19 protein-coding genes are annotated in these 24075 nt (G+C 61.7%); 10 read left to right on the top strand and 9 right to left on the bottom strand.

The annotated features are described in order from the left end of the window. Positions 1-74: 74 nt before the first annotated feature. Positions 75-770, bottom strand: a complete 696-nt coding sequence (pgl, locus tag IEX53_RS01205) for a 6-phosphogluconolactonase (RefSeq protein ID WP_188820637.1) — start codon at positions 768-770, stop codon at positions 75-77. A gap of 3 nt (positions 771-773) precedes the next feature. After that, positions 774-2249 carry a glucose-6-phosphate dehydrogenase gene (gene zwf, locus IEX53_RS01200; RefSeq protein ID WP_188820635.1) on the bottom strand — a complete coding sequence of 492 codons (1476 nt, stop codon included), beginning with the start codon at positions 2247-2249 and terminating at the stop codon, positions 774-776. A gap of 345 nt (positions 2250-2594) precedes the next feature. On the opposite strand from zwf, the gene IEX53_RS01195 reads away from it, so the two are divergent. The 3 genes from IEX53_RS01195 (at position 2595) to IEX53_RS01185 (ending at position 6216) form a co-directional block, all read left to right on the top strand. Next, positions 2595-2897, top strand: coding sequence for a twin-arginine translocation signal domain-containing protein (locus tag IEX53_RS01195; RefSeq protein ID WP_188820633.1), 303 nt, complete (start codon positions 2595-2597; stop codon positions 2895-2897). 61 nt (positions 2898-2958) lie between these two features. After that, entirely contained in the window at positions 2959-5007 is a 2049-nt protein-coding gene (locus tag IEX53_RS01190) for a LodA/GoxA family CTQ-dependent oxidase (RefSeq protein ID WP_188820631.1), read from the top strand. A gap of 12 nt (positions 5008-5019) precedes the next feature. Continuing rightward, positions 5020-6216 (top strand): NAD(P)/FAD-dependent oxidoreductase, encoded by a 1197-nt coding sequence (locus IEX53_RS01185; protein ID WP_188821080.1) that lies wholly within the window; start codon positions 5020-5022, stop codon positions 6214-6216. Here the strand turns inward: IEX53_RS01185 and IEX53_RS01180 are convergent. The 5 genes from IEX53_RS01180 to aceA all read right to left on the bottom strand — a co-directional run bounded on the left by IEX53_RS01180 (position 6213) and on the right by aceA (position 11167). Continuing rightward, entirely contained in the window at positions 6213-7499 is a 1287-nt protein-coding gene (locus IEX53_RS01180; protein ID WP_188820629.1) for an NAD(P)/FAD-dependent oxidoreductase, read from the bottom strand. The two genes, IEX53_RS01185 and IEX53_RS01180, sit on opposite strands and share 4 nt — an antisense overlap. A 10-nt stretch (positions 7500-7509) precedes the next feature. Beyond that, on the bottom strand, positions 7510-8934 hold the full coding sequence (locus IEX53_RS01175; RefSeq protein WP_188820627.1) for a glutamine synthetase family protein: 1425 nt from the start codon (positions 8932-8934) through the stop codon (positions 7510-7512). A gap of 152 nt (positions 8935-9086) precedes the next feature. Beyond that, entirely contained in the window at positions 9087-9509 is a 423-nt protein-coding gene (locus tag IEX53_RS01170; protein ID WP_188820625.1) for a DUF2267 domain-containing protein, read from the bottom strand. Positions 9510-9637: 128 nt separating this feature from the next. Continuing rightward, positions 9638-9865 (bottom strand): SMc00767 family acetate metabolism repressor, encoded by a 228-nt coding sequence (locus IEX53_RS01165; protein ID WP_188820623.1) that lies wholly within the window; start codon positions 9863-9865, stop codon positions 9638-9640. Between the two features lie 12 nt (positions 9866-9877). Then, positions 9878-11167: an isocitrate lyase gene (aceA, locus tag IEX53_RS01160; protein ID WP_188820621.1), complete on the bottom strand. Its 1290-nt coding sequence runs from the start codon at positions 11165-11167 to the stop codon at positions 9878-9880. A 241-nt stretch (positions 11168-11408) separates the two neighbouring features. Between aceA and IEX53_RS01155 the strand changes: the two genes are divergently transcribed. The 7 genes from IEX53_RS01155 (at position 11409) to IEX53_RS01125 (ending at position 18012) form a co-directional block, all read left to right on the top strand. Further along, the gene (locus tag IEX53_RS01155; protein ID WP_188820620.1) at positions 11409-12824 is read left to right on the top strand and encodes a helix-turn-helix domain-containing protein; all 1416 of its coding nucleotides are present in this window, start codon (positions 11409-11411) and stop codon (positions 12822-12824) included. Positions 12825-12929: 105 nt separating this feature from the next. Next, positions 12930-14024: a polyamine ABC transporter substrate-binding protein gene (locus IEX53_RS01150; RefSeq protein WP_188820618.1), complete on the top strand. Its 1095-nt coding sequence runs from the start codon at positions 12930-12932 to the stop codon at positions 14022-14024. Positions 14025-14229: 205 nt separating this feature from the next. Beyond that, on the top strand, positions 14230-15375 hold the full coding sequence (locus IEX53_RS01145; RefSeq protein ID WP_188820616.1) for an ABC transporter ATP-binding protein: 1146 nt from the start codon (positions 14230-14232) through the stop codon (positions 15373-15375). After that, entirely contained in the window at positions 15372-16301 is a 930-nt protein-coding gene (locus IEX53_RS01140; RefSeq protein WP_188820615.1) for an ABC transporter permease subunit, read from the top strand. Before IEX53_RS01145 ends, IEX53_RS01140 begins: the two co-directional genes overlap by 4 nt. 232 nt (positions 16302-16533) lie before the next feature. Next, the gene (locus tag IEX53_RS01135; RefSeq protein ID WP_188820614.1) at positions 16534-17355 is read left to right on the top strand and encodes an ABC transporter permease; all 822 of its coding nucleotides are present in this window, start codon (positions 16534-16536) and stop codon (positions 17353-17355) included. Positions 17356-17358: 3 nt separating this feature from the next. Beyond that, the gene (locus tag IEX53_RS01130) at positions 17359-17595 is read left to right on the top strand and encodes a hypothetical protein (RefSeq protein ID WP_188820613.1); all 237 of its coding nucleotides are present in this window, start codon (positions 17359-17361) and stop codon (positions 17593-17595) included. 270 nt (positions 17596-17865) lie between these two features. After that, positions 17866-18012: a hypothetical protein gene (locus IEX53_RS01125; RefSeq protein ID WP_188820612.1), complete on the top strand. Its 147-nt coding sequence runs from the start codon at positions 17866-17868 to the stop codon at positions 18010-18012. Between the two features lie 16 nt (positions 18013-18028). On the opposite strand, the gene IEX53_RS01120 is transcribed toward IEX53_RS01125, so the two are convergent. Both IEX53_RS01120 and IEX53_RS01115 read right to left on the bottom strand, forming a co-directional pair. Then, positions 18029-19948 (bottom strand): AsmA family protein, encoded by a 1920-nt coding sequence (locus IEX53_RS01120; protein ID WP_188820611.1) that lies wholly within the window; start codon positions 19946-19948, stop codon positions 18029-18031. Between the two features lie 369 nt (positions 19949-20317). Then, positions 20318-23821, bottom strand: a complete 3504-nt coding sequence (locus IEX53_RS01115) for a PAS domain-containing sensor histidine kinase (protein ID WP_188820610.1) — start codon at positions 23819-23821, stop codon at positions 20318-20320. Between the last annotated feature and the right edge of the window lie 254 nt (positions 23822-24075).

The raw sequence follows: 24075 nt of genomic DNA, 5'->3' as shown, positions 1-24075 counted from the left end.
CGCGTCCCCCTCGCCCCGCGTGCGGGGAGAGGGTAAGGGTGAGGGGCATTCCACGGCGATTGCCTTTATGGCGATCAAGCCCAGTACACCTGCACCGGCGTGTGCGCATGGTTCAGCACCGCGCGAACAGGCATTTCGGTTTCGGTCCCGGGCTCCACCGCGCGGGTCAGCACCTCGCGCTTGGCCGCGCCTTCGATATGAAGGACGATGAAACGGGCCTCTGCGATGACAGGCAATGTCAGCGTCAGGCGCGGCTCTCCCGCCCCCTCCGCCTGCATCGGCAGGACCAGCGCCTCGCCTTGCGGATCGATTGCATCGCGAAGCCTGTCGCCACCGGGGAAGAACGAAGCCGTATGCCCGTCCGTTCCCATGCCGAGCACCACCACGTCGAAGGGCCTAGGCAGCGCGGCAATGCGGTCGTCCGCTGCCTTGGCCGCTTCTTCCGGGCTAGGCGCGGCGTTATAAAGCCCGATGAACTTCGCCTTGCCCGCCTTGTCCTTGAGGAGATGCGTGCGCACCAGCTTTTCATTGGAGCGGGCATTGTCAGGCGGCACGAGGCGTTCGTCCACCAGTGTCACCGTGACGGAGGCCCAGTCGATGTCGTGCTGCGACAGCGCTTCGAACAGGGCAACGGGCGTCGTCCCGCCTGAAACCGCGAGCACCGCCGCGCCGCGCTCGCGCACGGCCTTATCCAGCCGCGCCGCGATTTCGGCCGAGAGTGCCGAGGCCAGCGCGGCGCTATTTGCGAATTCATGCCATTCGATCGCCATGGCTTAGAGGCTCTCGTGCCAGGTGCGGCCGTCCCGCTCGATGAGCGCGATGGCCCCGGACGGGCCCCAGGTGCCGGCGGTATAGCCCTGCACCGGCTGGCCGCTATCCTCCCACCCTTGCAGGATGGGGTCGATCCAGCGCCATGCCGCTTCCACCTCGTCGCGGCGCATGAACAGCGTCTGGTTGCCGCGCACCACATCCATGATCAGCCGCTCATAGGCGTCCGGATTGCGCTCCTTGAAGGATTCGGCAAAGCTCATGTCCAGCGGCACATGGCGCAGGCGCATGCCGCCGGGGCCGGGATCCTTGATCATCAGCCATTGCTTGACGCCTTCGTCCGGCTGGAGCCGGATGACGAGCTGGTTGGCGATGATGCGGCCCGCATTTTCATCGAAGATCGAATGCGGAACCTGCTTGAAGGTGACGACAATCTCGGAAACACGGGTGGCAAGCCGCTTGCCCGTGCGCAGATAGAACGGCACGCCCGCCCAGCGCCAGTTGGCGATTTCGGCCTTGATGGCGACGAATGTCTCCGTGTTGCTGGTATGCCCTTCAAGCTCGTCGAGATAGCCCTTGACCGGACCGCCCGCCGAAGCGCCCGCGCGGTACTGGCCGCGCACGGTGCGATCCTCGACATTGGCGTTGGTGATCGGCTGGAGCGAGCGCAGCACCTTGACCTTCTCGTCATGGACGGCGTCGGCCTCCATGGAAGAAGGCGGCTCCATCGCGACGAGGCAGAGCAATTGCAACAGATGGTTCTGCACCATGTCGCGCAGCGCGCCCGCCTTGTCGTAATAATCGGCGCGGCCTTCGAGGCCCACCGATTCGGCCACGGTGATCTGGACGTGGTCGATATGGGCGGAGTTCCACAAGGGCTCGTAGAGCACATTGGCGAAGCGCAGCGCCATCAGATTCTGCACCGTCTCCTTGCCCAGATAATGGTCGATGCGGAAGATCTGGTCCTCGCGGAACACGCTTCCGATGGTGTCGTTGAGCGCCTTCGCCGATTTCAAATCGCGCCCGATGGGCTTTTCCACGATGATGCGGGTGTCCGGCGTGATGAGGTCCGACGCCTTCAGATGCTGGGCGATATCGCCGAAAAGCGAGGGGCTGACAGCGAGATAGAAGACGCGGATGCGCGCCGGTTCCTTCTCGATCAGCGCTTTCAGCGCATCCCAGCCATTGTCGGTCTTGGCATCGACGGCGACATAGGAGAGGCGGGCGATGAAGGTCTCGACTTCCTTGTCGTCGACCTCATCGGGCTTGACGAATTCCTTGATGGCCGCACGGGCGAAGGCGCGATATTCCTCATCCGTCATCGACGAGCGGGAAGCGCCGATGATGCGCGTCGGCTCCGAAAGCTGGCCGGCGCGCTGGCGCTGGTAAAGCGCGGGGATCAGCTTGCGTTCCGCGAGGTCCCCGGAACCGCCGAAAATGATGCAGTCGAAAGGCGCTACCGGTATGGTCTGGCTGGTCATGGGCTTGTCTCTTCCATTGGAACGCATGAGGACTCAAACCCAAGGGTAAAAGGTCCTGCCGCGCTCGACAAGCGATATAATCTAATCGATTTAAGTCCGCCAGTCTCAATTCGGTGATTCCGCAAAAATGCCGTTGCCCGGCCGGCCTGGCGCGAAGGTGCAGTTCGTTTAGCCCGTGAAGCGAAACCGGCAAGATTTACAATTGAAAGCAGTCTGCACTCTAAATAATACGCAAATAATTATCTGTAGATTGAGAGTCATGAAAAGGCTATTCAGACTATACTATAAGTATAAACATGATATACGATGCGCGTTAAGGAGAACATAGGAGCCAAGGAGGTGAACATGCGCATCGGACGTCGTGATTTTATCAAGGGATGCGCAGCGGTCTCGGCCTTGTCACTCCCGGTCATGGCCAGCACCGCGGAGGCGAGCGCTGCAGAGATCGGCCTGCACATCGAAAAATCGATCAAGGCGAGCTTCGGCGGTGGTTTCGCGGTCTTGTCCCATCACCGGTCAAAGGGACTCACCCAAGCCGAGATAACCCATTTCGGTAACCGGTACACGGTTGCTTCCGCCGACTTGCAGGATTGGAAGATCATCCGGTCGTCCCTGAGCAATCCCGGCTTCGCATCCCCGCTTGTTTAGCAGATTGCCGCTTCTCGTTCATCGCCAAGTTGATGAAAGCAATTTTTAAAAAGGTTGAGCCGTGGCCCAGATCATCAAGAGCATTCGCATTCATCCCGGCATCGGCGTTGCTCGCCTGGGGGACAGCGACGAATTTTATATCGGCCCCGAGGCGCCAGGCATTGTGGTCGACCCCGGCGGCAACAATGGCCCTGGCCCCAAGGGCGGGACCTATCGCGACAGCAATGCACGGCTGAAACGCCAGGCGCAGCGATTCCGGGTCTATGGCTACGATGCCGACGGCAATGTGGTCGCGGAGCTTACCTCCGATTCCGGCCTCGTCCGTCTCGTAAGGTCGGTCCGCTGGCGGGTTCATGTGAGAAACATGAAAGCGGCGAATTATGCCTTCCAGGGCGCCTATCTCTTCGATCCGGACCAGCTGCGCAATCCATCGATCCAGCCGGGCCTGAAACCAATCGAACGTACCCAGCTTATCATCGATCCGGGTGTGCGCACCATCGCTCCGGGGCAGGATGAGCCGGTTGTCATGAAAGGGGACGTCTTTACCGATGTGACGGAGGGCACGCTGCCGGGCGCCCTTCGTTTCGAAGGATTTAGCCCGAAGGACCGGTCCCAGGACGTCAAAGTCACCTATAAGCCCGCGAAGGATATCGAGCTGGGGCAATTGCGGCTCGATACCAACCATCGCCTGCTGTTCATTCCGGCGGCGGGGAAAAGCGGGTGCGTCACCACACCCAAGGTGGCGCTGTCCAATCCGAGCATGACGGTCGATCCTCCCAACGGTCCGGAGGGCGGAAAAAACGCGCTCACCAACCAGTTCGCATATTTCAACGTTCCGGGATGGTGGGACGACACCTGCGGCGGGGAAATAGACGTTACGGTTACGCTCCGGGACGGCACCGTCCTCAGCACGCGTGACGGCGTCACCTCCGAAGCGGACGAAGGAACTCGAAATCCGCATGCCGGTGCGTGGGTCGTCACCGCACCCCCGAAATATGCACCCCACATGTATCATGTGGTATCGATACTGGACCGCGTCTATGAGGCGTTTCCCGAGGCATATCCCTATGCCGGTCAGAAGACGAATTTCTATCGCGATATCTATCCGATCTTCGCCAAGGCGGTGAACTATGGCTGGGTGAGCGCCGAGGCGGCGGGCGTGACGCCGGAAACCGACGGCGCGGCCCATGGCCCGAAGCAGCCGGGTAATTTGCTCGACAGCGATTACATGGCTTCTTTCACCGATCCGGGCGCGAACAGCCAGCCGACACGGCAGATGGTCTACAATCTGATGCGGCATGCGGCGGGAAATAACGGACGGCTGGTCGATTCGCTGATGCCGCCGCCGCCGGAGCGCCCGACGAGCTGGCAGAACGCCGAATTCAAGCGAGGGGAGGAAGACTGGAAGATGCCCAAGCTGTGGGGCACGGCGGGCAAACCGTTGCAGAACCAGCAACTGGGCAACACCTTCCCCAACCAGTTCCTGAGCCTGACTGGCTTGCAACTCAACCACATGAAAGAATGGGCGGACGGAAACTTTGAAATCGGCACGCCGCCAGAGCCCATGGAGCCAGAGCCCATGGAGCTTGAATCCTTGCCGCCCGCCGAGCAGCCGCGCGCGCTGGACGAGGCGGCGCTGGAGCCTACCATCGGCGGCGGATTTCACCCAGGCATAGAGTTCCCCTATCTCATCATTTATCGCGACAATTTCGCCGAGGCATTCCGGGTGGGCAAAGATGTCGAGCCCGGCTCGCTCGCGGCCTATATGTCATGTCCTTGGCAGGGCGATTTCTGGTCCTGCAATCAGGCGTGGTGGCCCGTCCAGCGACCGGATATCGTTTTCGACTACGACCAGAAGAACAAGACCCGGACCTACAAGGAATGGTTCCGCGGATATGACCAGCAGGGCGAGCCTTTGTCGGCCACCGATGGCTACAACCAGATGCCCTATGCCTGGTCGAAGCTGGGGATGGTGCTGCCCGTCAAGAGTGACGACGGCAGCTATCTGAAAGACAATGGCGAGATGGTCTTCGTTGAACAGGAACGTAACCCGGCGCTGGACAGGCCGCCTGCCAAAGTGGTGAGCCCGGCGGTGGTCAAGAAAAAATAGGCCGTGAAGGCGATGCCCGGCCGGACCGATGCAGTATGGGATGCCGTCATTGTCGGTTCCGGGCCTGCGGGATCCGCAACCGCCATCACGCTGGCCGGCTATGGCTGGCGCGTGCTGATGGTGGAGAAGCGGGAAACGCGGAATTTCAAACTGGGCGAATCCCTGCCGCCGTCCTCGCTCGGGCTGGTCGAGCATTTCCTCGGAGAAACCGGAGAAGAACGGTCTGTTGGCCTTTTTCGCACGGCGGGCAACGTCTCCTTATGGGCGAGCGAGCAGCCGGATATCGCGGATTTTTTCTTCACATCGGCTGGCCATGGCCTATGCATCGACCGGCTGGCCTTTGACGATGCCTTGCGCGCAAGAGCGGTCGCGGCTGGTGCGACGCTGCTTAAGGGCGCCAGCTTCCAATCCTGCGCGCGTATCGCTGAGGCTTCTGCCAATTGGCGGCTGACATTCAATTTGGCTGCAGGCGTACAGCAGGTACGCGCCCGTTACCTCGTCGATTGCTCCGGACGGCAGGCAGTCGTGGCGAGGGCGCTCGGTGTGCCAACCCTCCAAAATGAGGATCGCTTGTTCGCCTATGCGCAATGGTTTTCCTGCGCCGGGGAAGATGACGATCGCTACACCAGGATAGAAGCCGCGCCGCATGGCTGGTGGTACACCAACCGCTTGCCAGGGGCCGACTGCCATGAAGGCCGGCGACTGGTTGTATTCCACTCGGACAGAGATCTTCCGGCGGCGAGGCTGGCCGCATCCGGGCGAGGTTTCGACCAGCTTCTGGACGCCTCAAGGCATATCGCGCCCTTGCTCAAGACCAAGGGCTATCGCGCCTGTGGGGGCATCCGTGGCGCACCGGCGGGCAGCCAGCGATTAGCCAGATTCTGCGGCGACAACTGGATGGCAGTGGGCGACGCGGCGCAGGCCTATGATCCGCTGTCTTCACAAGGCATCGACAAGGCGCTCAAATCCGCGAGCCACGCCGGGCATATGATCCACTACGCATTGACCGACGATGCGCAGGGCGCGGCAACATTGGATTCGCACAACCCATTCATCCACCAATATGACGAGCAGCAGCGCCAGCTCTGGGCGGATTACGTCTCAAAGCGAAACTTCTACTATGGCATCCAGCCCCGCTGGACGGATCAGCCATTCTGGCAGCGCCGCAGGCAATCGGTGAAAGGTGTCGAACTGCCGATGGAAGCCTAAATCTTGTCCACCAGCGCGAACCAGGACATGGCGAGGAACAGGAGCGGCGCGCGCAGGCTGCTCCCGCCGGGGAAGGGGGGGAGGTTGAGGTCTTCGAACAGTTTCAGGCGCTCGCGATTGCCCGCCACCGTCTCGGCATAGAGCCGTCCCATGAAATTGGCGAGCATCACGCCATGACCGGAATAGCCGCCGATGGAAATGACATTGGGCATCACCTCGCGCACGAAGGGCTTGCGCGGCATGGTGATGCCGACCGAGCCGCCCCAGGCATGGGTGATCTCGACATCGGAAAGCGCCGGGTAGATTTCGGCGATCTGCCGGCGGATATGGCTGCTGATGTCGCGCGGATTGTCGGCGGTGTAGGCTTCCCTTCCGCCAAAGAGCAGCCGCCCGTCTGGCAGGCGGCGGAAATAGCGCACCACGAATCGGGAATCGTCCACCGCTTCGCCGCCCGGCAGCACGGGGCTGTTTTCCCCCAGCGGAACCGTAGCCCCGATAAAGGAGCGGATCGGCATGACATGCGCTGCGCTGACGGGCTCGAGCTCGCCGCCATGGGCGTTGACGGCAATGAGCGCCTTTGCCGCTATCACTTCGCCCCCGTCGGTGGTCACCGTGACGCGTCCATTCTGCGAGCGGATGCCCGTGACGCGCGTGTTCTCGAAGAGATGCGCTCCGGCCTTCGCCGCCGCCCGGGCCGTGCCGATGACCAGCTTTAACGGGTGGATATGCCCGGTGCCCGCATCATGGATGCCGCCGAAAAAGCGGTTTGAACCGAGCCGCTCCGCTGTCTCCTGCCGGTCCATGAAGCGGATGTGCGGATAGCCGAAGCGCGAGGCCATCAGTTCCGCATGGGCCTGATAATGTTTCAGATAGCGCGGCTTGTGCACCACCGACATCTGCCCCGGCACGTAATCCATGTCGATCCCGTGCGTATCGGCAAATTGGAGGAGATGCGCCTTCGCCTCCTCCGCCACGTCGAACAGGGCCTTGGCGCGGGTAAAGCCATATTCCCGCTCCAGCTCCTCCGCCCATGCGCGCTGGCCGGTGTTGAGCTGCCCGCCATTGCGCCCGGAGGCCCCATCGCCGAACCGCGCGGCTTCCAGAAGCACCACATCCACGCCCGCCGCCGCCAGATGATAGGCGGCCGAAAGCCCGGTATACCCGCCGCCGACAATGACGACGCCAGCCTGCCGCGAGCCATCGAGTGCCGGATATCGCGGACGCTCCGGCACACTGGCTTCATACCAGGAGATGCCGGGCGAGATTGGGCTTTGATATGACATTAGGGACCCGTCAGACGTTGAGGAGCAGATACTCCCGCTCCCACGGGCTAATCACTTCCATGAAGGTCTCGAACTCCGCCCGCTTGATCGCGGCATAGGTGGTGACGAAGGCGTCGCCGAGAAGTTCCCGCAGGTCCTCGTCATCCTCGAACAGCGCGGCGGCTTCGATCAGCCCGCGCGGCAGCTCGATTTCGTCCTCGTTGACGGTCGTCCTTGCCGGTTCGTCCGGCTTGATCTTCTTCGTCATGCCGATGAGTCCGCAGGCGAGCGAGGCGGCAAGCGCCAGATAGGGGTTGGCGTCGGAGGAGGGGATGCGGTTTTCCACGCGCCGCGACGAAGGGTCCGAGCGTGGCACGCGGAAGGCGGTCGTGCGGTTGTCGTAACCCCATTTGACATTGACCGGCGCGGAAGCCGCCTTGGTCAGCCGCCTATAGGAGTTCACATAGGGCGCGAACATCACGAGCGCGTTCGGCACATGCTTCTGCATCCCGCCGATGAAATGGTGGAACGCATCGGTCTCGCCGCCATCTTCGTTTGTGAAGATGTTGCGGCCGGTTTTCTTGTCCACGATCGACTGGTGGATATGCATCGCCGAGCCCGGCTGGCCCTGGATGGGCTTGGCCATGAAGGTGGCATACATCTCATGCTTCAGCGCCGCCTCGCGGATCGTGCGCTTGAACATGAAAACCTGGTCGGCCAGTTCCACCGGATCGCCATGGCGCAGATTGATTTCGAGCTGCCCCGCGCCCTCTTCATGGATGAGCGTGTCGATCTCCAGCCCCTGGCCCTCGGAGAAATGGTAGATGTCGTCGATCAACTCGTCGAACTCGTTGACGCCGGCGATCGAATAGCCCTGTCCGCCGCCGATGGCGCGGCCTGAGCGCCCCACGGGCGGGGTGAGGGGATAATCCGGGTCCGGGTTCTTGCGGACGAGGTAGAATTCAATTTCCGGGGCGACAACGGGGCGAAGGCCGAGCTTGTCATAGGCCGCGATCACCCGGCGCAGCACGTTGCGCGGTGTGAACTCCACCGCGCGCCCGTCCTGATGCGCCAGGTCACAGATCACCTGTGCCGTGGGGTCGCTTTCCCATGGCACGACACAGAGCGTCGAGAGGTCGGGAACCAGCTTTAGGTCGCCATCGTCTGCCGGATAGGCGAAATCGCCGTCATCCTCAGGATAATCTCCCGAGATCGTCGCCATGAATACGGCGGAGGGCAGGGCGAGCGAGGTGTTGGAGGTGAATTTCTTCGACGGCATCATCTTGCCGCGCGCCACCCCGGCCTGATCCGGGGTAATGCATTCGATATCCTCAATGTCACGCCAGGCGAGCCACTCCGAAACCTCGCGCCAATCCTTAACACCGCGAAGCGATTTGACATATTGAGGCGTCCGGCGCTGCTTCGGTCGCGCCGGTTTCTTCACATTGGCAGGCATCAATCACCAAAAAATGTTTCGTCATGGGGATGATAGCATAGGGCGGTGCGTTATGGCACGCCTGAAGTATTTCATTTGAATGGAATAGCTGGTCAAAATAGGCGCGCCGGTGCGGCGGTACCCTCCCCGCAAGGGGGAGGGAGGGCGCGTGCTCACACCCCAAACTGCCCCTTCAACTCCGGGACCGCCTGCACCAGTGCGTCCACCAATTGCGGGTCTGCCTGCCGAGCATAGGCGAGAACCTCTGCTCCCGCGGCGCTGATCTGCTGCTCGGTCAGACCGCTGGCTTTCAGCGCCGCGACGCCGTTGAGGAGCGCGCCGACTTCCTCCCCGGTATTGCCGCCGAGGAAACCGGTGATGGTCCCCAGAACGCCCAAATTCGCCTGCCCCTGCGCCATCACATCATTGGCTGTCGCCAATTGCTGCGCGCCCGGAAGCTTGGCGAAAATCTGCGCCGAAAGCTGCGGCGATTCATGCTGGAGGACCGAAAACACGATCCCAGCCACCTTTTCCGCCACCTGTGGGCTGATATTGGCTTTGGTCGCGATGGTATCGATGAGTGCTTGTATTGCCATGGAGTTCCTCGTGATTCTGCAATAAGCGCTTTTTACATGAAAGTAATGACGAAGAAATAACATGGCAATACTTTAGAATGGTGAAGTAGGAATCAAGGCAATATGTAAGGATATGCTCCCTTGCTCATCTACTGCCTCACAATCACCGGCACCAGCAGATCGCCCCAATTGCCGTCGCCGCCATGGTGCCGGGCGGAGCGGACGAGTTCTACGGAAACGCCCCCTTCCACCGCCTTCATGACGGACTGGTTGAGCCGGTGCAGATCGTTGGCGAGCATGCGGATCAGCGCCTGCTGGTCGGTGGTGAGGGAGGAGGATTGCTCCTCCGCCCTTTCCTTGACGGGTATCAGTGTCATCGCTTTTCTCCTTCATTCAGCCGCAGGGCGAAACTGCGCGCTTTCGGTGGATTCCTTCATTGCGGTGGTGGAAGACTGGCCGCCTGATATCGCCAGCGACACGGCGTCGAAATAGCCGGTGCCGACTTCGCGCTGGTGCTTGGTGGCCGTGTAGCCATTGGCCTCGGAGGCGAATTCCGCTTCCTGCAGTTCGGAATAGGCGGCCATCTGGCGGTCCTTGTAGCCACGCGCCAGCTCGAACATGCTGTGGTTGAGTTGATGGAAGCCCGCCAGCGTTATGAACTGGAACTTGTAGCCCATCGCGCCCAATTCCCGCTGGAACCTGGCGATGGTCGCGTCGTCGAGGTTTTTCTTCCAGTTGAATGAAGGCGAGCAATTATAGGCCAGCAGCTTGCCCGGATGGGCCTTATGCACCGCTTCGGCAAATCGCCGCGCCTGTTCGAGGTCCGGCTTCGATGTCTCCATCCAGATAAGATCGGCATAGGGCGCATAGGCGATGGCGCGGGCGATGCAGGGCTCGATGCCGTTTTTGACCTGGTAGAAGCCTTCCGCCGTGCGCCCGGCATCGTGATCGACAAAGGGCCGGTCGCGCTCGTCGATGTCGGAGGTCAGCAGCTTCGCCGCCTCGGCGTCGGTGCGGGCGACGATCAGCGTCGGCACGCCCATGATATCGGCAGCCAATCGCGCGGCGGTGAGATTGCGGATATGCGCCGCGGTCGGGATCAGCACTTTGCCGCCGAGATGCCCGCATTTCTTTTCGGATGCCAGCTGGTCCTCGAAATGTACGCCCGCCGCGCCCGCCTCGATATAGGCTTTCATGATTTCGAACGCATTGAGCGGCCCGCCGAACCCGGCTTCCGCATCGGCGACAATGGGCGCGAACCATGTTTCCACTGAAAGCCCCTTTCCTTCGGCGGTCTCGATCTGGTCGGCGCGCTGCAGCGTACGGTTGATGCGGCGGCAGAGTTCCGGCCCTGCATTGGCCGGGTAGAGCGATTGGTCGGGATACATCGCGGAAGCCGTGTTCGCATCCGCCGCCACCTGCCAGCCGGAGAGATAGATCGCCTTCAGCCCGGCGCGCACCATCTGCATCGCCTGATTGCCGGTCATCGCGCCGAGCGCATTGACGAAATCATCCTCGTGGATGAGCGTCCACAGCTGGTTCGCCCCCATCTCCGCCAGCGAATAGCGGATATCGGCCGAGCCGCGCAGGCGCTGCACGTCGTCTGGCGTATAGGGGCGATCGAGACGATCGAAGCGGCCCTTGGGTGCGGTGGGAATAAGGTTGTAAAAATCGGTCATAATGCGGTTTTCCCTAGATGGCTTCATGCTGCAAGCGGCTTGCTTGCGCCTATGACGAGATTTACAGTCTGGGTGTGAGCCGGGCGAGGAAATTGCAGAAATCCGGGCTTTAAATCGGGTCACGCTGTAGCGGTTTTGACCGATTAGCTCTGTGAAGTTGTAAATCTTGTAACAATCGTGCATTGCCGGCTGCTGCGCGAGATTGTAAAGATTGTATCGGTTGAACGGATGCGAGGCTAACATGCCCGAACAGAAAATCTTCGCCGGCCCGCGCATCCGGCGCATCCGCAACGAGCGCGGGCTGACGCAAACCGCCATGGCCGAGGCGCTGGGCATTTCACCGTCTTATCTTAACCTTATCGAGCGCAACCAGCGTCCGCTCACGGTGCAACTGCTGCTGAAGCTCGCCAGCACATACAGGCTCGACCTCGACAGCCTCCATGCGGGAAGCGGGGTAACAATTGCGGGCCTGAAGGAGGTCTTCTCCGACCCGCTCCTTGCGGGCGAACTGCCGGGCGATCAGGAGCTTGTCGAAATCGGCGAGGCTGCGCCCAATGCCGCCGCTGGTATCGTCAAGCTCTACCGCGCCTATCGCGAGCAGCTGGAGCGGCTCTCCGACCTCGCCACGCTTCTGGCGAATGAGGGACGCGAGACGTCTCTCTCCGCCGCCCGCCTGCCGCTCGACGAGGTGCACGACGTGCTGGAGCGTCGGCCCAACCATTTCCCGCTCATCGAGGAGGAGGCGGAAAGCTTCATCACCCTTCTCAAACCCGGTGACGATCTGACGGGCGCGCTGAAGAACTGGCTGCGCGCCGAGCATGGCATTGCGGTGCGCACGCTCCCCGTTTCCGCCATGCCCAATTGGCGCAGGCGCTATGACCGCCATTCGCAGCGGCTCTTCCTGTCCGAGAGGCTGTCGCCTTTCGACCAGCTGCGCGAAGTGGCGATGGAGGCGGCGCTCATCCGCATGCAGGTGGCGATACAGGCCGAGATCGAGCGGCTGAAGCTTTCCTCCAGCGAGGCCCGCCGCATCGCCCGGTTCGAGCTTGGCCGCTATGCCGCCCATGCGCTGATGATGCCGTACCAGCCCTTTCTTCTGGCGGCGCAGCGCGCGCGCTACGATATCGACGTGCTGCGCTCGCGCTTCGGCGTCTCGTTCGAGCAGGCGGCGAACCGGCTCACCACGCTGGCGAGGTCGGGCGCGGCTGGCGTGCCTTTCTTCATGCTCGAGGTGGACCACGCCGGAAACCGCTTCCGCCGGGCAGGCGCGCTGGGCTACCCGCAGGCGCAGTTCGGCGGCTCCTGTCCCAAGCTCGCCGTCTATGCCGCCTTCGCCCAGAACGCGCAGATTCTGGTCGAGGCGGTGGAAATGCCTGACGGCATGAAATTCCTCACCATCGCCCGTACGCTTGAGGGACCGCAGGGCGCATTCGGCGAGCGCCCGCGCCGCACCGCCATCCTCATCGGCTGCGATATCGGCTTCAAGGATGATATCGTCTATGGCGCGGCGCTCACTTCCGCCCCGCCGACGCCCACCGGCCCGGCCTGCCGGATCTGCGAGCGGCAGGGCTGTCTTGCCCGCGCCGAGCCGCCGCTGACGCGGCCTCTGGGGCTCGATGAAATGGTGACCGGCCTCAGCGCTTTCGATTTTCAGTAATAAAGCGTATGAGGCGATTGACGAAATCCTCGCAATCTAAAAAAGTGCGGGAATGGCGGGGTTGCTGATGGGCCTCGAGAGGGTGTGAAAATGGGAATTTTCCAGATGAGCATGAAAACGCTTTTCTTGACGGCCAGCGTTGCGCTCGCCACGGCCATTGCGCCGGCGGCTGCGCAGGAGCGGGTGGTCAATGTCTATAACTGGTCGGACTATATCGACCAATCCATCCTGGACGACTTCACCAAGGAGACGGGCATCAAGGTCGTTTATGACACCTTCGATTCCAACGAGATCCTTGAGACGAAGCTCCTTGCCGGCGGCTCGGGCTATGACGTCGTCGTTCCCTCGGGCGAATTCCTGGGACGACAGATTCCGGCCGGCGTTTTCCAGAAGCTCGACAAGGCGAAGCTGTCCAACTTGAAGAACATGTGGGACGTGATCCAGGAGCGCACCGCCGTCTACGATCCGGGCAATGAATACTCCATCAACTACATGTGGGGCACCACCGGCATCGGCTACAACAAGGCCAAGATCAAGGCGGCGCTTGGCGTCGACAAGATCGATTCCTGGGATGTGCTGTTCGATCCCGAAAAGTCGGCGAAGCTGAAGGATTGCGGCATCTATGTGCTCGATTCGGCCAGCGAGATGCTGCGCCCGGCGCTGAACTATGTCGGCGGCAATCCCAACAAGCCGACGGCTGAGGATTTCGCCAAGGTCGAGGACCTCTTCCTGAAGGTCCGCCCGAACATTCGCAAGTTCCACTCGTCCGAATATATCAATGCGCTCGCCAATGGCGATATCTGCATGGCGGTCGGCTATTCCGGCGACATCTTCCAGGCGCGCGACCGCGCCAAGGAGGCAGGGCAGGGTGTCGAGATCGGCTATGCCATCCCCAAGGAAGGCGCCATCATGTGGTTCGACCAGATGGCCATCCCCGCCGATGCCAGGCATGTGGACGAGGCGCATCAATTCCTGAACTATATCATGCGCCCGGAGGTCATCGCCAAGGCGTCGAATGTCGTCTTCTACGCCAATGGCAACAAGGCCTCGCAGCCGCTGCTCGACAAGGAGATCATCGACAATCCGGAGATCTACCCGGACGCAGCGACGATGGAAAAGCTCTTCGTTCCGCAGCCCTATGATGCCAAGACGCAGCGCCTGGCGACGAGGGCTTGGACGAAGATCGTGACGGGGCAGTAACGGAACCACCCTCCCTCCCCCTTGCGGGGGTCCGAAGGACGGGCGAGACCCGTGGCTCGCCCCGCCAAGCGTCACCACCCCCATCCGCCCGCTAACGCGGGCACCTTCCCCGCAAGGGGGAAGGAGGGTGCGAGCCGGAACGTCACACACCCTTCAAAATCACCCTATAAGGGCGCGGTCACATATTCAGTCAGTGGGGAGCCGGATGGAATCCTTTGGTAGTTTTCGCCGCAAGTTCGCGCCTTGGAACGATCCGGCGGCAAAGCCCTACATTCAGTTCGAGAACGTCACCAAGATTTTCGGTGATTTCACCGCCGTCGATAATCTGTCGCTCGATGTCTTCAATCGTGAGTTCTTCGCGCTGCTGGGCGCGTCCGGTTGCGGCAAGACCACGCTGATGCGCATGCTGGCGGGCTTCGAGGAGCCGACCTCGGGCCGCATCCTGCTCGACGGGCAGGATTTGCGCGGTATCCCGCCCTATCGCCGCCCCGTCAACATGATGTTCCAGTCGTATGCGCTGTTTCCGCACATGACCGTGGAGGGCAACATCGCCTTCGGCCTGAAACAGGATCGCATGGCGAAATCCGAGATCGACGACCGCGTGGCGGAGATGCTGAAGCTGGTGAAGCTTGAAAAATTCGCCAGGCGCAAGCCGCACCAGCTCTCCGGCGGCCAGCGCCAGCGTGTGGCGCTCGCCCGCGCGGTCGCCAAGCGCCCCAAGGTGCTGCTGCTCGACGAGCCGCTCGGTGCGCTCGACAAGAAGCTGCGCGAGGAAACCCAGTTCGAGCTGATGGACCTGCAGTGGAAGCTTGGCCTCACCTTCATGATCGTCACCCACGATCAGGAGGAGGCGATGACGATGGCGGACCGCATCGCGCTGATGAACCACGGGCGCATCTGCCAGGTTGCGACCCCGGCGGAAATCTATGAAGCTCCGGCCTCGAAATTCGTCGCCGATTTCATCGGCAATGTGAACGTCATCGAGGGCGTAGTCGAAAAGGCTGCCAATGGCGAGGCCGAGATCGTCGCCGCGCCGGAAAAGCTGACCATCCGCGCCGAAACCGGCCTTCCATTTTCGGCCGAGCAGAAGGTTTGGTTCGTCATCCGCCCGGAAAAAATCCGCCTGAGCCGCGAAAAGCCGGCGGATACGTCCTTCAACGCGGTCGAAGGCGAGCTGTGGGACATCGCCTATTTCGGCGACCTGACGGTGTTCCACGTCAAGCTCGACAATGGCGCAACGATCAAGGCGGCGAGCCTCAACGCCGTGCGCAAGACGTTAAACCCGCTCTCCTATGACGAGCGCGTCTGGGTCTCCTTCGACACCGATGCCGGACTGGTGCTGACGGCATGAGCAAGAACGCTGGCCTCCAGAAGCTCATAGCGGCCATTGCCGGGCGCGCGGTTATCATCGTGCCCTATCTCTGGCTGCTGGTCCTGTTTCTCATCCCGTTCTTCATCGTCCTGAAGATTTCGCTGTCCCAAACGGCGATAGCGATCCCGCCCTATACGCCGAGCTTCGACCTCGCCGAGGGCTTCGCGGCGAATTGGGACAAGCTGAAAGAGCTCTCCTTCGCCAATTACCTCTGGCTGCTGGACGATCCACTTTACTACAAGGCCTATCTCTCCAGCCTCTTCATCGCCGCCGTCTCGACGGTGCTGACGCTGCTGGTCGGCTACCCGCTCGCCTATGGCATGGCGCGCGCGCCCTCGACCTTGCGCCCGACATTAATGATGCTGCTGATCCTGCCGTTCTGGACGAGTTTCCTCATCCGCGTCTACGCCTGGATCGGCATATTGAAGCCGGAAGGGCTGTTGAACCAGTTCCTGATGTGGGCGCATGTCATCGACACGCCGCTCAACATTCTCAACACCAACACGGCCGTCTTCATCGGCATCGTCTATTCCTACCTGCCCTTCATGGTGCTGCCGATCTATTCGGCGCTGGAAAAGATGGACCATTCGCTGATCGAAGCCGCGCAGGATCTGGGCTGCCGCCCCATCACCGCCTTCTGGAAGATCACCTTCCCGCTCTCCGTCCCCGGCGTCGTCGCGGGCTGCTTCCTCGTCTTCATCCCGGCGGTGGGCGAGTTCGTCATCCCGGATCTTCTCGGCGGCTCGCAGACGCTGATGATCGGCAAGACGCTGTGGAGCGAATTCTTCTCCAACCGCGATTGGCCGGTCTCCTCCGCCGTGGCGGTGGTGCTGCTTGTCATCCTGATCGTGCCCATCGTGCTGTTCCAGCGGGCGCAAGCCCGCGCGCAGGAAAGCGGGAGGTAGGTAGGTTTTCCATGGCCGCGTTAGATACCCCCCTCTGCCCTGCCGGGCATCTCCCCCACAAGGGGGGAGATTGGCTTTCATCGGCGATGGCCCTTAATCCTGTAACGCTGGCGATTGGCGAAAGCGGAACTGACATCCAATCTCCCCCCTTGTGGGGGAGATGGCCGGCAGGCCAGAGGGGGGTGAGGGCCGAGATATCCCGATCTGGAACTGAAGGGACTGGGAGCGTCCAATGAACAACACCTGGTCGCGTTTCAACATCGTCTCGGTCGTGCTGGGCTTTGCGTTCCTGTACCTGCCCATCGTGCTCCTGGTCATATATTCCTTCAACGAATCCCGCCTCGTCACAGTCTGGGCGGGCTTCTCGACCAAATGGTATGTCGAGCTTTTCCAAAACCGCGCCCTGATGGATGCGGCATGGGTCACGGCCCGTGTGGCGCTGCTGTCGGCGAGCGTGGCGACGGTGCTGGGCACGCTGGCGGCGCTTGCGCTCACCCGCTACACGCGCTTTCGTGGGCGCATCCTGTTTTCGGGCATGGTCTATGCGCCGCTGGTCATGCCCGAAGTCATCACCGGCCTCTCGATGCTCCTGCTTTTCGTGGCAATCGGCTTCGATCGCGGCTTCTGGACGATCACGCTGGCGCATATCACCTTCGCCATGTGCTTCGTCGCTGTGGTGGTCCAGTCCCGGCTCGTCACCTTCGACCGCTCGCTCGAGGAAGCGGCCATGGACCTTGGCGCACCGCCCGTCACCACCTTCTTCCAGGTCACGCTGCCGGTCATCCTGCCCGCGGTCGTTTCAGGCTGGATGCTCGCCTTCACCCTGTCGCTCGACGATCTCGTCATCGCCAGCTTCACCTCCGGCCCCGGCGCCACCACGCTTCCGATGAAAATCTACAGCCAGGTGCGCCTCGGCGTGACGCCGGAAATCAATGCAATCTGCACCATCCTCATAAGCATCGTCGCCACGGGCGTCATCATCGCCTCGCTCGTCAACAAACGGCGCGAGGTGCAAAGGATAAGGGACGAACGGGCGGCATTTCGGGGGGAGTAGCTCATGACATGGGCCTATGAGCGAAAGAAACTGCAGGTTAATGAACGCAGCAAACTGCTGGCGAACAATCTGGATCGGTTGTCTACGGCGTTTATTGTGGTTGGTGTGCTGGGAAACACGTTTGATTTCGCGCCGGGTGAAGGTTTAGCCCGATCACTCTTTAGCGCCGCAGCTTGGATTTTATTTGCGGTTGGGTTACATATAGCGGCACGACAGGTTCTGAGGAACTTAAAGCCATGACCTCCGAAGTGTTCTTTTGGTATGTCTTCCCACTTATCGGCGCTGCCATAGCCTTTGGCTGGGTATGGTATGATAGGCGTTACAACGATCATTCCCGCTGATAAAAATGGTCAGGGTGCCTAGCTGTTCGCATTGAAACCTTTGATCGGCTTCAAACGAGACTGCAGTCATGACGTCACAAATTTTCATGTGGTGGGTTTTCCCTCTGCTTGTCGCAGTCGGCGGACTTGGCTGGATCTGGTACGAGACGCGCTATAATCATCCTGAAAAATGAACGAACAATCCGGGGAGATTGAAGCGATGACCTCGGCAGTCTTCTTCTGGTATGTTTTCCCATTGATCGTTGCTGCTGCCGGGCTGTGCTGGCTTTGGTATGATAAGCGCTACAACAGCCGCGATATACGTCCAGACGACTAAATTCCGCTCATTCTCCTCAATTCCCACTCGCCGGCGCACTCATCGGCGAAATAAACGGCCTGTCCCATGAGCCGCCGACGAAGAAATTGATCGGCGGCTGGGCTGGCGGCGGTGTGGGAGCTGGCTGGCCAGGGGCAGGCGAGTTTTGCGGCTTCGCCCCATTCTGTGTTTGGGGCTGACCCTGGTTCTGCGGCGCGGGGAAGGCGATTTCGCCTGAAAGCGCCAGGCTCTTGTCGAGGAAAGGCACGATACCGGCGAGCGTCAGGACGCCATTGCCGGTCTCCACCCGTGCATTTTCGAGCGTCGCCACCCCTTCGGCGATCCCCGCTTTCATGCTCAGCTTGTTGAAGCCGAGCGAGGCATCCTGCTTGCGTTCCAAGGCGAAGAAGCGCTGGCTGCGCACCTTGCCCAGAAAATCGTTGAAGTCGAAGCCCTGCATCTGCCCCTGGCCAAGCTCGAGCGATATGGTGCCGCTGGCGTTTTCAAGAAGCGTCGGCCAGCGGTCGAGCGGGCTCTTCAAATTGAGCGATACATTGCCCTTGCCGGTCAGGAAGGGCTGCATGCCGAAGGCGGAAACGAGGGCGGCGCTGTCCACGTCCGTTCCATTGAAGCGCAATTCGCCATTGGCTCCATCCGGCCCTTGCGTGATCTGGATGGTGGACTGGAGTGATCCGTTGAAGGCCTTGGCATCGCCGATGTCGAACGTCGCCTGCCCGCCGCTCACCTGTATCGCCGCGGCGAGATTGGCGAGGTTGACCGCGCCGAGCGTGGCGTTCTGCGCGGAAAGGCGCAGGTCCAGGTCGAGTTGGTTGATGAAGCCCGTGTCGATCCTGTCGTCTCCGCCTGCCGGCAGGGGAATGAAGGTGGAGATGAGAGAGCGCAGGTCGAGCGCCTGAAACGCCAGCGTGCCCGTGACGGCAGGCGTAGGCTGGTCCAGCCCGATCTCGATCACCCCCGTCGCGGACTGCTTGTCCGTCGTCAGCGTCACGTCGCTGAACTTTGCCCGCGCCGGCGTCAGCGTCATGTTCGCGGCGAGCTCTACCGCGCCGATGAGCGAGCTTTCGCCCGATACGGGCCGGCCCGCCCAGCGCATGGTATCGCTTAGAGAAGGTGATTTCGCCGTCAGCGCGCCTTCGAAGAACATGCTCTGCGAGATATTCGCCTTGCCGTCGAAGGTCAGCGTCAGCGGCTTGGAGGTGATGCTGGCGGTGAGGTTGCTGAGGCCCCCGGCAAGCAGGATCAAGGGCTGGTTGGCGGTGAAGTTGATCTCCGCCGCTTCCCCGCGCCAGTTGGCGCGGCCCTGGAAGCTCGCCGGGCTTGAGGTTTGCGGCCAGTCGAGCGTGCCGTTGATATCGGTGACCTGTTCTTCCAGGGGGGAGCCGAAGCGGCGGTAGGCGAGCGACCCGTTCTCGATGACGATGCGGCCGAAGGGCTGCGAGACGAGCTGGTCCACCTTGGGGTCGCTCGGATTGCTGGCCACCAGCGCCTTGGCCTCGCGGATCACCTGGCCGAGCCGTCCTTGAGAATTGGCCGCCGCTGTGAGGAGCTGCGGCAGGTCCGTCACCGGCTCGTTCAGCCGGAAGCGCGGATGGATGAGTCGGGTTTCTGAAAACGAGATGTGCCCGAGCAGCGCATCGATGGGCGAAAGCTCCACATCGATGCGGTCGGCGGTCATGAACGGCGCCTTGCCGCTTTCCCCAACCTTGCTCAGCGTGACGCCGCTAAGCGACGCCTGAAAGACGGGGAAAACCGTCAGCTGCGGCGGCTGGCGCAACTCCACGCTATAGCCGGTCCAGGCGCTCAATTCCTGCGCCAGCCTGACGCGGATCGCATCCGTCGAGACGATGGAGGGAAGCGCGAAAATGCCCGCCACAAGGGCGGCGAACGCAAGAACGATAATCGTCAGAACAAGGCGCAGAGATCGGGGCAGGGACATCGGGCGTGGGTCCACCTGAAGCATCATCTGATCCGAAAGCTGGGTGATTTTTCGGATCAGATCATGCGGCTAAATCAAATAATATGGCGGTTATCGGTTTAGCCAAGCCCTGTGGCAAGTCAAAGGGCCGAAATTTTGGCCGCCGGCGAAGCGGCCCCTTGTTCGCTAATATAAAATTTCCGCATTCCGTTAAGGCTTTGTTAAGGGACCGCGCGCGATAAGAGCTTTAACACACTGGTAATGGTGATTGCCGCTTGTCGGTTCCGTGCCCTTGCTTTTGTGCCTCTTTTCTCTGTTGTACAGCTCCTATTGCGCCGGCTTCGCCCGGCGTTTTTTTTATGTGAGATAGCGAAATAGGGCAGAACTCACTCAGTCCGCCAGCACCCGCGTCGAGGGAAACGATACTTCCACCATGGTGCCATTGCCGGGGGTCGATTCGATGGTGAACATCGCCCGGTTGGCCTCCACCATCGCCTTGGTCAGCGGCAGGCCGAGGCCGGTGCCTTCCTGGCGCCAGTCCATATGCCCGTTCGCAGGATTGTGCCTCTGAGCATTCACCTGCTTGAAAGGCTTCAGTGCCTGCTCGACTTCGGCGGGACTCATGCCGATGCCCGTATCGCGCACCCGCATCACCACGCCGCCATTTGCCTCATAGCTGGTCGAGACGATGACCTGTCCGCCCGGCGCGGTGAAGCGCACGGCGTTGGAGAGAAGGTTCAGCGCGATCTGCTTGATCGAGCGCGCATCGGCGACGATATCGGGCAGGTTCGCCGGAAAGCTCGAGCGGATGATGACGCGCTCGCGGTTCGCCTGCGGCTGCATGATCGCCACCGCCTCGGCGATGGCCTCATTGAGCGACACTGCCTCGAATTCCATGTCGAGCCCGCCCGCCTCGATCTTGGAGATATCGAGCAGATCGTTGACCAGCGCCAGCACATGATTGCCGGAGCGGTTGATGTCGCGCAGATAATCGCGGTAGCGCTCATTGCCGATGGGGCCGAACCGCTCATCGGCCATCAGCTCGGAAAAGCCGATAATGGCATTGAGCGGCGTGCGGATCTCATGGCTGATGCGCGCCAGGAACTCGGTCTTCTGGCTGGAAGCCCGCTCCGCCTCACGCCGCGCATTGGTGAGTTCCTCCTCGGCCCGCTTCCACTGGGTGATGTCGCGCAGCACCGCGCAATAGCTGTTGGAGGCCGCAAGCTTGCCGATGGTCATGAACATCGGGATGAAGCGCCCCTGCGCCTCGCGTCCGATCACCTCGCGCCCGTCATTGAGCACGCTCGCCACGCCATTGTGCGAAAGCCCGTCGAGATAGTCGAGCGCCGCGCGCTGGCTCTCGATGGCGAAGAGCATGGAGAAGGACTTGCCCTTGATCTCCTGCGGCTCATAGCCGAAGAGCGCCGCCGCCGAATGGTTCATCGAGCGGATGAGCCCATCAGGGCCAATGATGACGACTCCGTCCGTCGCCGTGTCGAGAATGCTCGTCAGCTCCTCGATGCGGGTTTCGAGCGCCTGCCTTTCCTCATCGGTTAGGTCATCCGCAGCCTTCGGCTCTGGACTTCTAGCTTCCGCCGGCTCGGACTTCGGCATCAGGCTCAGCATCAAGGCCCGTCCGCCCTGCCAGGATATGGATTGCAGATGCGCTTCCACCGCCTGCTCGCCGCCATCGGCGCGGCGCAGCATCATCGCGCCCGGTCTGCCGTTTTCGTCGACCTCACGCTCGGCAAAGAGTGCGGCAAGCCCGCCCGCTTCGGCCAGCGCCTCCGGGGTTTCATAACCGGTCAGGTCGAGCAGCGCCTGATTGGCATAATACACGACATCGCCCGCATGGACGAGCACCGGCAGCGGCAGCCGCGCGATGATGGAGGCGTCGTCTCCTGCTTCCATCGAAGCCGGCTTCTGCTCCTCGGCGCTGCCAATGTCAGGATTATCTTCCGGCGCCGAAACGGGAGAGGAGAAAACCGGCGTCGTTTCCGCGTCCTTTTGCTTCTGTGCGAGGGCCGCAAGCAGGGGATGGGCCTCCCGCTGCCTTGATGGCGGGAGCGATGCCGTATCCGTCGCCGCGTTACCCTGAACCTCCACTGGCTCGCCGGCAGGCGTCTTCGTCTCCTCGGGCTTTGCCTCACCCTTGGCAGGGAGGATGCCGCCGCGCCGCAGCCGGTCGGCGATTTCGCGGAAGGCGTTGCGCTCAGTTTGCGTCAGGCCGCTGGTCTCGGCGCGCGGCGTGCGATGTTCTTCCAGGCGGATGATCTTGTCATGAACGCGCCGCCCGGCGGAGGGCGTCAGCTGCAGCGCCGGGGTTTCTCCTTGGAAAGGGTCGGGCTTCGCTGCTTCCGGATCGACCGGAATGTCCAGCTTCTGCACGAGCTTTTCGCTGAGGTCGACCACCTCCACGACCGGCGCGGCTTCCACCGGCGGGGCCGTTTCCTGCTCTACGGCAGGAACATTATCCTGCTCCGGCGCAGCCTCCGGGAATTCGCCCTCTCCCTCCGCTTCCGCTGGTGTGGTCGGTCCCGCCATCAGCGCAAGGCCGATGGCCTCCGGGTCCGGCTCGGCTTCGCCGGGGCGCACCACGCCGAAGCCGCGGAATCCAAGGAAGGTGCGCTCGCGCGAATAGACCGGCAGCGCCGCCAGATCGACGGGCGCATGCAGCGAGGTGCCCTCGATGGGCCAGGACACGGTGCGGCCGGACCAGGTGTCGCGGCCCTCCAGCAGCGTCGCAATCGCGCCGTCCTCGTCGAAGCCGAACACCCGCGCCACATCGGCGAAGCGCCGCCCCATCACATCGGCGGCCTGCGGCCCGACCGCGGCGGCGAATTCCGGTGATATCTCGCTGAATACCGTATTCGCATCGACCTTCCAGACGAAGCGGGCGGGAGCGGCGTTAGGGTTGTAGACAAACCCCGCCGGTTGAGGGGTAGGCTCTTCCATTGCATGGCCCTCAGAAACCACGCCTTGCTCTTCGCCGTCCTGTTCCTCCGACAAGGCGAGGGAAGGGGCCGTTTCTATCTCTTCTCCCTTTGCAGGGGCAGGCGTGGGCTCCGCTGTTTCTGCTTCCTCCGCCTCGGCTGCGGGTGCAGGCGCGGCTACCTCTACGGTTTCCTCTTCCACAGGAAGAGACGGGGCCACAGGCTCGGCTTCTTCCTCTTTTGCAAGGAAAGGCGCCTCCGGCACTTCCTTCTCTTCTGAAGCGAGATCGGTTGCGGCTGGCTCAGCGGCTTCAGGCGCGACGGCGATGGTCTCTACCGGCTTTTCCGCCTGTCCTTCCGCGATAACGAACAGCAGATGGCGGTACGGATCGTCGGACAGCCGTGCGATACCGGCCGGTACGCTGCGCGTACCGGCGCGTACGCGGCGCTTCACAAGACGGCTCTCCTCGTCGCGCACTTCTATGACGAGGTCGTTGAGGGTGGTGGGGAGAATGCCGAGCCCGTCGAAATGAAGCGAGTTGGCAAGCACCGCGCCATCTTCGTCGAGAAGCGCGACATGGGTGCCCTCGTCCCCAAGCCCTGCGATGGTGGCCTCGATACCGCCGGAGGGGCGGGAAGCAGCGAGAATGCGGGCGGGCGTGCCGTCCGGCAGCGCTATGTCGAGCACCTGCAGCGCGATGAGCTGCGAGGCGAGGCGCACGGAAGCGCTTCGCCCGCCTTGCGCCGCCATGATCTGGCGTTTCACATGAACAGGGAAATCGGGATCGCTGCCCAGAATATCGTCGATCCGGTCGAACCCGAACATCGCCGCCCCGGGCCGGTTCGCCCAGAGGACAGTTTTGAGGTCAGGCGAAACGACGAGAAGCGCATCGCCCTTGACGAAGCGCTCGCGAACGCCTTCCAGCACCGCAATATCGATAAAAGGATAGGTTCCCGCCATTATCCGAATCTCATATACTCTTATGCCTAAGGCAAGTCCGAACGGAAAACCGCTTCCCACTTCCCTGGACTTAGCTTCTATGCGAGCAGTCTCAGCCTAAGCTTCTTGCTTAATATCCCGTTAATAAGGCGGAACCATTGCAGCGTCCACAAATCCGGGCCCTGTGGCAATGGTTTTTCTGGGCCCGTAGTTAATGTCCCCAGGCAGGCGCTCACGCTTTTACAAGAAGCTGCGGGAAAGGCTTGCAAATCGTT

Source organism: Paramesorhizobium endophyticum (genome assembly GCF_014640615.1).
Lineage (GTDB): Bacteria > Pseudomonadota > Alphaproteobacteria > Rhizobiales > Rhizobiaceae > Paramesorhizobium > Paramesorhizobium endophyticum.
This window is presented reverse-complemented; position numbering and strand designations above follow the sequence as displayed.